Source organism: bacterium, assembly GCA_008933615.1.
GTDB lineage: Bacteria > CLD3 > CLD3 > SB21 > SB21 > SB21.
The window spans coordinates 1-12,998 of the sequence record WBUR01000031.1 but is presented as its reverse complement, the minus strand read 5'-3'; the positions used below and the strand labels follow the sequence as shown (position 1 = coordinate 12,998).

Below are 12,998 nucleotides of genomic sequence, written 5' to 3'. Positions count from 1 at the left end.
ATGCAGCAAGAATTATTTAAATTCTGGATCGTGCCTGTAACATGGATTGATATACTTGATATCGCCGTTGTTACCATTATTTTTTATCGCGCTTATCTTGTCATACAAGGCACGACTGCTTCGCGTATGTTAATGGGTTTGATCCTGATTTTGATCGTATCCATTGCCGTACAAGCTCTGAATATGAGCGGTATGATATGGCTCGTCGACCAAATCAGAACCGTCTGGGTCATCGCATTTGTTATCATATTCCAGCCAGAATTGCGGCGTATGCTTACGTTTTTCGGCCAAAGCGGATTCCTTCGTAATATTATAAAACTAGGCATACCCACATATGTACATGAAGTCATAAAAACTTGTGAACACCTGTCCAAACGCCGTTCAGGTGCGATTATTGCAATGGAGAGATCGACGGGCCTAAAAAATATCATTGAGACCGGCGTATCTTTGGATGCAAAAATTTCTCAGCAATTATTATTATCCATATTTAATCCTAGATCGCCTCTTCACGACGGAGCTGTCGTCATCGAAAATGACCAGGTATCTGCCGCCAAATGCCTTTTACCTCTGAGTCAGAATCCGTACATCGAGTCATCACTCGGAACCAGGCACCGCGCCGCCTTGGGGTTATCAGAACAATCGGATGCAATTGTGATCGTCATTTCGGAAGAGACGGGAAAGATATCCATAGCCTATAAGGGAACCTTGAATCGAAACATATCGGTGGCTGAACTCCAAGGTTTTATTGAGGAAGTCCTCAAGTCAGGAAGAACACGTGGATTGTGGCGCAAATCGGTAAACTCGGGTAAGAGACAGCCGCTTACAAACGTAGCAATTAAATAGGAAAAAGTAGACTAAAACTCCTAAATTTTGTATAATAACAGACAGAAAACCGGCTTTAGAATTAGTTTCTATCGAATGATGACAGAATTATTTGTAACGCCCTGCAAGTTGCTTCTTGTAGGGTTTTTTGTGACCAGACACCATGCATAAAATACATTTCAGAAATAGATCTACCCTTATTGCGATTGGGATGATTGCCTTTGCCATCCTTTGTGGAGCCAAAGCAGTTCACGCACAAATTCAATCAAAGCAAGATTACGTTAAGTCCGTCTCAGAAAAGGAAGGCGAATTAGTCTACACATTCAATTTTGTCAAACCGGATATCGATCGGGTAGAATTAAATGGTGAAACATATCAACGTCTTACATCCCCTCTTTTTGAATATATACAAGAGGAAGGGGCTCCGCAATTACCCAAGATTAGTTACCTCATTGAATTACCTGAAGGATCACCGCAGGCCTTGGTGACGCAGAATGAGCGCGAGTATATACCGATGCAATCTATCATCTTAACCGGCGCAAACTTACCCACGGACGGTTCAGTACAAGAATCGCCAAAGCAAATCACTTCGAAATTCAACGCTGCCGGAGGCTGGTATCCAAGAAATTTAGTTGAGTTAAGTTATCTCGGAAAAATGCGAGAAATTCCGTTGTACCGATTAACCGTATATCCATACCGATACAATGCAAAAAAACATCAGGTTGAGTTCAATAAAAATATAACCGTCAGGATTACCTACTCAACATCTAAAAAAGTGCAGGTTTATGAGAGCAACACCTCTGAGATCAATGAAATACTTGATTCCGAACTGATTAACGAAAAACAGGCCAAAAAATCACGGTATTTGAAAAACAAAGCTATGCTAAAAAGCTCTGCTGAGGCAACACTTTCAAATGTTACACAATCTCCGGGTCAGTCGATCAAAATTATCGTTAACAAGAATGGTATTTACAAAGTTACCTATGATTACTTGAAAGAAAAAACAGGGCTGGATTTTTCCGGAATCGATCCAAGAAACTTTCGTTTGTTTAATCTCGGGCTGGAAGTGCCGATATATTATCGTAGTCAGGAAAAAGATAAATTTAGTTCCGGCGATTACTTTGAATTTTACGGAGAAAAATACCTGGCAAAGTTTAACAAGAATCTCCGCGATATTCCGCCAAGTATCGGACATTATCTGGACCCGTGGAGCGACGACAACGTTTATTTCCTAAGCTGGGGAGAAAAGCCAGGAATTCGGCTCATTGAGGAAAACGGAGGGGTAATTCTTCCGCGGAAATCCGATTCACTTAGTTCAAATCAATTTACTGTCACTAAACATTTCGAAGAAGACAATATTCGTCTTGATATCAAAAATATTAACCTGATTCAACCGGCTGTAGTCGAGGATATTTGGGCTTTCGACGGAGGGATTGCAAATCTGATTTCGAGTCAGTCTCAAAAAGATTATGAATTTACTATCGAAAAACTGTCTTCATCTTCTCTCAATCAGGTGCTACGCATTAATTTGCAGGGCATCAGCACCAACAACCATACTGTCGATATTAAAATCAACGGTATTGGACTTACAACAAGTTTAGTATGGACCGGCCCGGTCAAATTTCAGGTAGATATTCCGATAGCCAATATTTCTTCTAATCCGCTCAGAGAGGGTATCAATACGCTCACCATCAGTACGCCCGTGACATCTAATCCTGCATTACTGGATAAGTTTGCATTAAATTGGTTTGAAATCACCTATAAAAGAAAATACCAAGCGGAAAAAGACTACGTTGAGTTTCGGGTTGGAGACGAGAGCTTCACTACTCTAAAAGAATTTAAGATCGAGAAATTTACAGACCCGGATATCAGCCTTTACAAAAAAGGCGTAAGCCGGATTGTGAATTGGGACTTAAAAACCAACAGCGGCTTCCAGAAGGACACGTCCTATTTTCTGGTTTTTCAGGATGAAGTGAGCATAAGCGGAATTGAATATATCGCAGTGAGTGAATCCGCAAAACTTTTACCAAAGGATGTACTTCTTGACAAACCATCCGTTTTGACCACAGGATATCATAACGCACGTTATCTGATTATTGCGCCGAAACTGTTGAAAGATGCAGCATTAAGGTTGGAAAATTATCGGCGATCCAGGGGCTTATCGGTTGAATCCGTTGATATAGAAGATATTTATGATGAATTCAATTTCGGAATAAAAAGTCCGTATGCGATACGTGATTTCCTCCGTTTTACTTACCTCAGCCCTAATTGGCATGGCAGTCAGGGTTCTCCACTCTACATCATGTTAATCGGCGATGCGTCCGCCTCTCCAAAAGCCATTAGTAATAATAACGATTTCATCCCTGTTCAGTTTATCCAAACTAAGACCTATGGTCCGGCCGCAAGCGATTATTGGTACAGTCTGGCCGATGATCAGGATATTTTGCCCGATTTTTTTATCGGCCGTTTTCCAGTATCAACCGTTACGCAACTCGATGCGGTTATCGATAAGATTATTACATACGAACAATCAAATTTATCGGGTTCATGGAGAAACAAAGTACTTTATATAGGCGGGCAAAGCGATAACCGCGGTGTGGTACAAAACATCAGCAGTATACCTGTAGATGTCTTTCGTTTCCAAGCCACCAGCATTATCAACTCCCGCATGCCGCAGAGTTTTTCACCGGATAGGGTTTACGTTTTTCCCATCCGAGATCAATTCTACGGAAACTTTGCTCAGGTCGTCAAAGGATTTGAAGAGGGTAATTTACTTACTGCTTATCTTGGCCATGGCGGAGGCGGTATCTGGGGCGATCTGGATTCTGTTTCAGGAAAACCGCTTTTGAATCTGACCCAAGTAAATGAGCTAAAAACTAATCCGGGGCGATACCCTCTTGTACTCAGCATGACCTGTTTTGTTGGCGCCTTTGACAACCCTAATTCACTGGGTGAATTGTTACTAACCAAACCTTATGGTGGCGCTGTCGGCGTCATAGCATCCAGCGGAACCGGCTGGATCATCGGCGACTTTCAACTGCTCGATCAATCTATAAATGCTTTTTTGAAGCCGGGCAATTCGGTCGGTGAAGCGGTGACGCAGGGCAAAATAAACTATCTTTTGCAGCAAGGTATTACCGATTATGAAGTAAGCGGAGCCGGCAATACATTGACTACCGGGGCCATACCACAAAGCATGGTTTTTCAGTTTAATTATTTGGGCGACCCTGCATTACGATTAAAAACTCCGTTGAAAAGAACCTTTTCTCTTTCAAATTACAGTCCGTCAAAAACATCGGTCATAACGGTTTCAGGCGCGGCGGGATTTTCAAGCGGAACAGGAACGGCGCAAATGTATCAAATGCGTCAGGTTATCGATTCAGTTGCCAACGGCGCAAACAAGCCTTCATTCGTCGATCTGGATACAGTCGATTTCTTAATTTCAAATGGAAATTATTCATTTAATATTAACCTGGGCAATATCGCATCCTCTACTTTAGAAAACGGCATTACGGGAATCAGAATATTTGCCGAATCGTCCGATGGCCGTTATTCCTTTAATGGACAGGATAATTTTACTATCAATGGCGCTTATATTTCACAGATTCAAGTGCTTCCATCTACCCCTACAAGTTCCGACACCGTAAGATTTTCAGCCGTAGCAAGCGATCCGGATTTAGTGGAATGCGTAACGGTTACATATGATCGCACGGGCTCCGTTACGGAAAATGTAACCGATACGCTTTTTTTATCACAAGACAATATTTACATCAGCCGCGGCAGCGGGCCATTCACCGAAAATGATCTGATTAGCTATCGGATAAAAGTCAAAGACAGTTTAGGCGACTCGACGATTTCAGACTTACAGGAAGTTCGAATTCTTGCCGGTCTCGATCTTAAAATGGATCAGGTGAACAGTCCGGGCGATCAAACCGCCTCAATTTTTTTGGGAGGAATAAACCAAACAAACATTAACGCCGTCATTCAAAATGTCGGATTTAGGCCTGCTTCGAATGTTAAAATTCGTTTCTATAACGGCGACCCTCGCGCTGCAGGGATTTTTATTGGCGAAGCTGAGTTAACGATTGACGGCTCTGTTCCAAACGCCGGAAAGATTGCAGTAGACACGGTTGCCATTGCTTCGACGCTGAATAACGGTTCACATAATGTCTATGTATGGATTGATCCCGATTCAATTACATCCGATGTTAATCGATATAATAATCTCGGATTCCGGGCGCTGACGTTGAGTACATTTAACGTTACGCCCTCCACAGGCACCACATACGATGGAATACAGAACGATACCGTTTCAGTCGACAATAGTTTTTTTGTAAATGCGCCCGCCAACGCAGTGACCCAAAACTCAACCTTGTCCATCAATAGAAAAACGAACATCCTGATAAATGACCAACCCGATCTCGGTTTTGCATATCCGAAAGGCTATGCAACTCCTCAAGCTTACGATGTATCGTTATCGCATCCGCTTGTGAATTCAAAATCAATCCTCGTTCAATTTGAGTATGACACGACGCTCTACCCTGCTTCCATGCTCTATCATGACTCGCTGAATATCTATATATGGAATTCCGGCAACCGAAAATGGAATATCGTAAATTCAGAAAAGCTGATTCAAAACGGAACTATTTCCGTCGAAGTTTCGGAGCAAGTTGAAATCGGCATTTTTACTCTTATGATCAATCGCGACCGTTTATCGCCTGTTATTGAGCCGACCGTCGAAGGTCAGTATTTTTCACAAGGCTCGATCGCCCCGAAAAATCCGAAGATTTCCGCAATTATCTATGACCGAAACGGAGTTAGCCTCAACCGCAAACATTATAACATTGAGTTAAACGGGCAGCGGCTTGATTCAACAAAAATAATTCTTCCGGATTCTTTGGCTAATTCAAACGTCGTTACTCTTACGCTTATCAATGATCAAAACTTCGATGTCGGCTCTAACAACATTACTTTTCAGGTTTCAGATGTAAACGGAAATGTGAGCGCGCCGGACACGCTTCACTTCAAAGTCGTAAGTGGTTTTGACATTAAGGTTTTAGGAAATTTCCCGAATCCATTCACCAACGTGACTACCTTTGCGTTTCGTATCGAAGCATCGGAACAATTGGATAATCTCGAGATCGGTATATACACAGTGTCTGGAAGACGTATTAAGAAAATTACGCCCGATGATATCACAAGCCAGATACTGAATTCCGTGGGGTACCACGAAGTTCAATGGGACGCTACGGACGATAACGGACGTGACATTGCCAACGGAATTTATTTTTATCGGATCAAAGGAAAGCTGAATGGTAAAATTGTCGAAAAGAAAGGTAAACTGGCTTATTTTAGATAATATGAAATACCGAATTCTATATACCGTATTGTTAATAGTCATCTTTCAGGCCGTTGTTTTTGCAGGTGATGGCACCCGGCGTTATGCCAATGCTTTTCTGGAAATACCTCTCGGAGCCCGCGCAGCCGGGATCGGCAATGCTTACGTGGCAGTGGCTGATGACGGAACTGCATTCTTCTGGAATCCGGCGGGCGTAGCCCTCATGCACAAGCGTGAAGTAACGATGATGTATGCCAACCAATTTGACGGTCTTGGCCAGTACAATTTTGTTGGATATACTCATCAATTAACATCAACATACGCCTTCTCGATCGGATGGATTCGTTATAACGTCGGTGATATTCCTGAAACAAGTGCATTAGAGGGCTCATATAACGATCATGGCAACCCCAATTATGATTTCAGTCAATATTTTCACGGACGCTTTAGTTACGCCGACAATGCGCTGTTCTTTTCTTTTGCAAAAATGAATCAAATTAAGTTAAATTTGGGCTGGTTATACAGTGAATTTCCAATGCAGATACCTGTTGGGATAAATTTCAAAGTAATTCAGGGCGGCACTAACGGCATTTCAGGTAACAATGGCGTGATAACAAAAGATGTCAGCAAATCAGGCATCGGCGTAGATATTGGAACCATGATCATGTTCGGTATAAGCGACCTTGCCGAATCACCGAATCTGGGCGATTTTGCCATGGGCCTCCATATTCAGGATGTTACTGTGACGGGCGTTCGCTACAATGCCGTTTCCTCGTCTACACGGGCGCGTGATATTGTTAAGCCAAACTTAAAATTCGGCATGTCATACCTTCACCCGTTAGGCGCCTTAAAGAGCAATATTTTGTTTTCTTACGAAAGTAATACGCGTTACGGCGGAGATAAACACTACGGCTTAGAATGGGATTACATGAAAACGGTTGCATTACGATTGGGTAAGGATGATAAACTCATTACTTACGGAGCCGGGATATCGCTGTGGCAGGTCCGCCTCGATTATGCTCTTTCCAATCATGCTTTGGGAAATGTTCACCGCATCAGCGCCGCCTATAAATTTTAATGGAGCCCGTTTTGACTAAGCACAAATACATTTTCATTTCAGTTTTTCTGGCAATTTCTTTTTCGATGGTACTTATTTCCTGTCCGGATGAGGTAAATCCGCCGGAACCGCGTCCTGAAGGCGTGAGGATAAAGGGGCACAACGGTACCACATTTCAAGCCGAAACCGGACTCCGTCCTCTCGAGGGAATCGAAGAAAGAATTCGAATTGAGTGGTCGCCATTGACCGGCAACGAAAATAATATCATTGAAGAATATTTTATTTATCGTTCGAACGGCATTGACAGCCCCTACGTTCAGATCGGAAATCGGCTGGTCGATTTTGCAGAAGAGGACAGTTTTTTTATAGATGAAAATGTATTTGAAGACGTGACTTACAGTTATTTTATCTTCGCACGAAATTCCAAAGATAAAATAACCGACACATCGGCCTATTTTGGAAATAGTGATTATATAAAATCAATAAAACTTGGGCATAAGGTGGAAAATTTAGGTCCTCCGCCGGCGGATACGGCTAATACGAAACCTAAATTCACTTGGTGTTTAGGAATTGGACTGGTGCCCATAAAATATATTGTTAAATTAGCAACATTAACCGGCCAGATAATTTGGATTGCTGAAAAGCAGCCGGGAATATTTGACGGCGATTGTTTTGATCAATATAATCATGAGTATCTTACATTTCACAACGCTTCTTATGCTGCAGACGATAGTTTAGAGATTAAGGTAACTCCGTTTGTTACCGTACATTTTGTGAATCAGTCTTTTTTTGATGCGGGCCGTCTTCGAAAAGGTAACGCCTATTCATGGCGAGTGGACTGCATTTACGACGGCGCAGAATCCAAATCGCGTTGGACGACATTTTCCGTTACTAAAGATTACATAAATCCAAACTAACTAGTTCCTATAATTCCAATCATATACACACTATGAAAATAATGGACATGATACGGGAAAAGGCGCGGAAGAAAAAATGCCGCATCGTTTTACCCGAAGGCGAAGAAGACAGGACCATTCAGGCCCTGAAAATAATTCTCGAATCACAAACAGCAAAACCATTACTATTAGGCGATGCCGACAAGATCCGGCAAAGGGCTTATGAACTTAGCGTTGATATCCCCTCTTCAGTTTCGATAATTGATCCGAAAAAATCTGAAAAAACATCGGACATGTCGAGCGAACTTTTTACCATGCGCAAGGCCAAGGGGATGACTTATGAACAGTCCAAAACAGCTATGCAGAGCGTTCTTTACTACGGATCTATGATGGTTAAACGAGGCGAAGTTGACGGCATGGTCGGAGGAGCTGTTCACACGACAGCCGACGTCTTGCGTTCCGCAATACACTGCGTGGGAACTGCGCCCGGAATCAGTACCGTCTCCAGTATATTCATGATGATTCTACCGGAGGGGCGCGTTTTGACATACGGCGACTGCGCAGTGATGCCTTATCCTGATCCTAATCAGCTGGCGGATATTGCTATCGCGTCCGCTGACAGTCACCTGCAACTCACCGGCGAAGAACCGATCGTTGCGCTCCTGTCTTTTTCAACAAAAGGAAGCGCAAATCACGAGGCAGTTGATAAAGTAACTCAGGCTTTAGGAATTGCAAAAAAGAAACGCCCCGATCTCAAGATCGATGGAGAGATGCAATTTGATGCAGCTTTTGTAGAATCCATAGGACAGCGGAAGTCGCCGGGCAGCCCGGTTGCTGGAAAAGCAAATGTCTATATTTTTCCGAATTTAGACGCAGGCAATATTTGTTATAAAGTTACTGAGCGAATTGGGAAGGCACAGGCGGTAGGGCCGGTAATTCAGGGTTTGGCAAAACCGATTAACGATCTTTCTAGAGGATGTAGCGCGCAGGACATTGCGGATGTAGTCGCCATTTGCTGCGTGAAAGTCTAGCTGGCGCTGGCTTTAAAATTATTTTTATTCAACATTTGCATCCCGCCGGTTCGTCGCCGTTCTATCATCATTTTGGCCTTGGCTGCAATGCTGACCGGATCAATCCCAACGCGTTGGTAAAGTATATTGCATTCGCCATGTTCGACAAACTGATCCGGAAGACCCATTCGCTCGATTTGCAGCGCTGCGATTTTGTCGGCGAATTTTTTATCCTTTTTTGATCCTTTTTCAATGAACGACACAGAATATATCGTCTCCAAAACGCCGCTGCCAAATCCTCCGATCATGACGCTATCCTCTACCGTAATAACATCTTCGAATTTTCTGCATATTTCCGTAAGCATATCCTCATCCAGCGGTTTAATAAAACGCGCATTAACTACCTGCATGGTATATCCGTCCCGCAGAAGAATCTTGGATGCTTGAACTGCGTGATCTACCATGGGTCCTACTGCAATAATTGCAATATCGTTCCCTTCCTGAATCGTTTCAGATCTTCCGATTTTAATTCGCTCAAATTCGTCTTTTATAGTCACCCCAAGTCCATTACCGCGAGGAAAACGCATGGCAATGGGCCCTTCATTATAGTGAATCCCTGTATAAACCATATCCTTTAACTCGTTCTCGTCTTTTGGGGACATGATCACCATACCTTGAATACATCGCAGATAAGAAAGGTCCAGCGAGCCGTGATGCGTCGGTCCGTCTGCACCAACCAATCCCGCGCGGTCTAAACAGAAGAATACCGGAATATTCTGGATCGCAACGTCATGAACGATTTGATCATATGCTCTTTGCAGGAAAGAGGAATAAATCGCCACGACCGGCTTTAATCCGCTCAATGCCATGCCGGCAGACATCGTTACAGCATGTTGCTCCGCAATGCCAACGTCAAAAAAACGTTCGGGCATTTCCTTAGCTAAATATTTTAGCCCTGTTCCATCAGCCATCGCAGCCGTAATTCCAACCACATTTGGATTCATCCGGCACATCTTGACAACGGTCTTTCCGAAAACATCCGTATAACTTGGCGCCGATTTAATTTCAACCGCGCTCGGTTCAGCTTTCTTAGGTGGGGTTACGGCATGAAACTTATTCGCATTCACTTTATACTTTTCAACGTCTTGTTCCTCTAGTGGCATGCCCTTGCCTTTTTTGGTCAGAGCATGAATTAAGATAGGCCCCTTCAGGTTTTTTACATCGTGGAGTAATTTGATCATTCGCGGCAGGTCGTGGCCGTCAATCGGGCCAAAGTAACGAAATCCTAAGCTTTCAAAAAAATGCCCTGGAACCAAAATCGATTTTACGCCTTCATCGAGTTTGGCAAGCCCCTGTCTTACCTTGTCGCCAAGATCATGAAACTTGCCGAGCGCATTCCATATTTCGTCTTTAACTTTGTTATACATCGGCGTGGAGATCAAATCGGTGAGATAATTGGACAGCGCGCCTACGTTGGTTGAAATGGACATCATGTTATCATTAAGAATGACAAGCATGTCGGTTTTGAGCATTCCTGCATTATTCATTGCTTCAAAAGCCATACCGCCGGTGAGCGATCCGTCGCCTATAACGGAAACCACTTTATGATCCTGTTGCAGCCGGTCTCGCGCTATAGCCATACCCACCGCCGCAGAAATAGACGTACTGGCATGTCCAGCACCGAACGCGTCGTATTCGCTTTCGTGAATTTTACAAAATCCGCTTAAGCCATCCAACTGTCGAATGGTATGAAATCGATCTTTGCGGCCCGTAAGCAATTTATGCACATACGCCTGGTGGCCCACGTCCCAAATGATCTTGTCGGTAGGCGCATCAAAGATATAATGCAATGCAACGGAGATTTCTACCACGCCGAGGCTGGGCGCTAAGTGTCCGCCGATGCGTGTGATTTCATCAATAACATGTTGACGCAGTTCATGAGATAATTGTACCAATTCTTCGGTAGAAAGTTTTTTCAGGTCGTTTGGAACATTGACCCGATCGAAAACTTTTCCCATATATTCCCCTTTTAAAATATTCACATAATGTTTTAAATCGTAGCAAAAGTAAGCATTTAACAGTACGTAGTCAATGGAAAATTTAGCTCCGATTATTCAAAAACCTACAATGGACGGCGATTTATGGTGTTTCTTTGTTTATTTATATTGCCTCGTAAAGTAATAATTGTTAGATTCTTCAAGCCCGTCTGCATTTTTGTATAATCTGTCAAATAAATTGGAGTCCATGATGACGCCGATCTCCTCAACTCTTTTCAGAAAAACTATTTCGATCATCCTTGCCGGCGGGCAGGGCGAACGCTTATACCCGTTGACAAAAGATCGTTCTAAACCGGCAGTTCCATTCGGCGGCAAATACCGCGTTATCGACTTCACTCTTTCGAATGTAATAAATTCAGGCTTTCGCAAGGTTTATCTTGTTACCCAATACAAATCTCAGTCGTTGGACACCCACATACGAGAAGGCTGGAGTTTCTTAAACGGCGAGTTGGGTGAATTTATTTACTCGATTCCCCCGCAATTTCGGACCGCAAACCACTGGTACCAAGGCACGGCTGATGCGATATTTCAGAATTTACATATTTTGCAGGATGAAAGGCCGGAACATATCGTCATCCTTTCAGGGGATCATATTTATAAAATGGATTACCTGAAAATGCTACAGTACCATATCGCTAAAAAAGCCGATCTGACCATCGCAGGAATAGAAGTCGAAAAAAACCTTGCGCATCAATTTGGTGTCATGGTGGTCAATGACTCCAATGAGATCATCGAATATCAGGAAAAACCTCAGGAACCTAAACCACTTCCGCACAAGGAGGACACTTGTTATGTAAATATGGGCATCTACATTTTTAACGCAGAGGCCATTGCCCGTGTACTCATCGACGATGCCAAGAAAAAAGATTCACAACATGATTTCGGAAAGAACATAATCCCATCCATGCTTGGAAATTACAAAGTTCAGGCATACAATTTTGAAGATGAGAATAAAACGGCGCGCCCCTATTGGCGTGATATTGGAACTATTGACAGTTACTATGAATCCAGCATGGATTTGGTCTCCGTTTCACCTGTATTTAATTTGTATGACTCTGACTGGCCTATTCGAACTTATCAGGGGCAGTATCCACCGGCTAAGAATGTGTTCTCTGAAAGCTTTGAAGGGGGCCGTATGGGAACGGCAATTGATTCACTGGTATCCGGCGGCTGTATTATCTCGGGCGGTAAAGTAGAACGATGCCTCTTATCGCCGAACGTCCGCATTCACAGCTATTCTCATGTGGAAGAATCTATTTTGTTCAATAATGTGAGCGTGGGGCGCCATGCAAAGATCCGCAAGGCGATCATTGATAAAAACGTTAGGATTCCTGAAAACTTTGAGATTGGCTACAATATCGAGGAAGATAAGAAGAAATTCTTTGTCACACCGTCCGGAATCGTCGTGGTATCTAAGAACACGCAACTCCTCTAAATCTTCTTCGGCCCTAGCAGGGCGACTGCGTACGCTACAATACCCTCACCCGCACCTACAAAACCTAATCCTTCAGATGTGGTTGCTTTGATTGAAACCGCATCATTACTCAGGCCCAAAATTTCCGCGACATTTTTTTTCATTTGCTCCACATACGGCGCGATTTTAGGTTTTTGTAAAATGATCGTGGAATCAATATTAATCACTGAGAATCCTCTTGATTGAATAAGTATATTTGTTTTTGATAACAGGGACATACTTGAGATATCTTTGAAACGAAGATCTGTGTCCGGAAAGTGCTGCCCGATATCGCCCAATGCTAAAGCGCCAAGCATAGCATCGCAGATCGCGTGTAATAAAACATCAGCATCGGAGTGCCCCAG

Annotated in this window: 8 protein-coding genes; 6 read left to right on the top strand and 2 right to left on the bottom strand. The window is 43.2% G+C overall.

From position 1 onward, the window contains the following. The 5 genes from F9K33_11875 (at nucleotide 1) to pta (ending at nucleotide 9,144) form a co-directional block, all read left to right on the top strand. Complete coding sequence (locus F9K33_11875) at nucleotides 1–843, top strand: TIGR00159 family protein (GenBank protein ID KAB2878745.1); 843 nt, start codon at nucleotides 1–3, stop codon at nucleotides 841–843. A 142-nt stretch (nucleotides 844–985) separates the two neighbouring features. Then, a complete protein-coding gene (locus tag F9K33_11870; GenBank protein KAB2878744.1) occupies nucleotides 986–6,181 on the top strand; it encodes a T9SS type A sorting domain-containing protein in 5,196 nt (1,731 codons plus the stop codon). Then, on the top strand, nucleotides 6,135–7,238 hold the full coding sequence (locus tag F9K33_11865) for a UPF0164 family protein (GenBank protein KAB2878743.1): 1,104 nt from the start codon (nucleotides 6,135–6,137) through the stop codon (nucleotides 7,236–7,238). Before F9K33_11870 ends, F9K33_11865 begins: the two co-directional genes overlap by 47 nt. Nucleotides 7,239–7,249: 11 nt before the next feature. Then, the gene (locus tag F9K33_11860) at nucleotides 7,250–8,134 is read left to right on the top strand and encodes a hypothetical protein (protein ID KAB2878742.1); all 885 of its coding nucleotides are present in this window, start codon (nucleotides 7,250–7,252) and stop codon (nucleotides 8,132–8,134) included. Nucleotides 8,135–8,166: 32 nt separating this feature from the next. Further along, nucleotides 8,167–9,144 carry a phosphate acetyltransferase gene (pta, locus tag F9K33_11855; protein ID KAB2878741.1) on the top strand — a complete coding sequence of 326 codons (978 nt, stop codon included), beginning with the start codon at nucleotides 8,167–8,169 and terminating at the stop codon, nucleotides 9,142–9,144. Here the strand turns inward: pta and dxs are convergent. Further along, on the bottom strand, nucleotides 9,141–11,141 hold the full coding sequence (dxs, locus tag F9K33_11850; GenBank protein KAB2878740.1) for a 1-deoxy-D-xylulose-5-phosphate synthase: 2,001 nt from the start codon (nucleotides 11,139–11,141) through the stop codon (nucleotides 9,141–9,143). The genes pta and dxs overlap by 4 nt on opposite strands. Before the next feature lie 226 nt (nucleotides 11,142–11,367). Here dxs and glgC point away from each other — a divergent pair, with 226 nt between their 5' ends. After that, the gene (gene glgC, locus F9K33_11845) at nucleotides 11,368–12,615 is read left to right on the top strand and encodes a glucose-1-phosphate adenylyltransferase (GenBank protein ID KAB2878739.1); all 1,248 of its coding nucleotides are present in this window, start codon (nucleotides 11,368–11,370) and stop codon (nucleotides 12,613–12,615) included. Here glgC and F9K33_11840 read toward each other — a convergent pair. Continuing rightward, a partial coding sequence (locus tag F9K33_11840) for a 2-C-methyl-D-erythritol 2,4-cyclodiphosphate synthase (GenBank protein KAB2878738.1) occupies nucleotides 12,612–12,998 on the bottom strand: 387 nt, incomplete at its 5' end. The two genes, glgC and F9K33_11840, sit on opposite strands and share 4 nt — an antisense overlap.

Coding starts and splice junctions, on each gene's coding strand:
- pta (KAB2878741.1), top strand. CDS start 8,167: ATGAAAATAATGGACATGATACGGGAAAAGGCGCGGAAGAAAAAATGC.
- dxs (KAB2878740.1), bottom strand. CDS start 11,141: ATGGGAAAAGTTTTCGATCGGGTCAATGTTCCAAACGACCTGAAAAAA.
- F9K33_11875 (KAB2878745.1), top strand. CDS start 1: ATGCAGCAAGAATTATTTAAATTCTGGATCGTGCCTGTAACATGGATT.
- glgC (KAB2878739.1), top strand. CDS start 11,368: ATGATGACGCCGATCTCCTCAACTCTTTTCAGAAAAACTATTTCGATC.
- F9K33_11870 (KAB2878744.1), top strand. CDS start 986: ATGCATAAAATACATTTCAGAAATAGATCTACCCTTATTGCGATTGGG.
- F9K33_11865 (KAB2878743.1), top strand. CDS start 6,135: ATGGTAAAATTGTCGAAAAGAAAGGTAAACTGGCTTATTTTAGATAAT.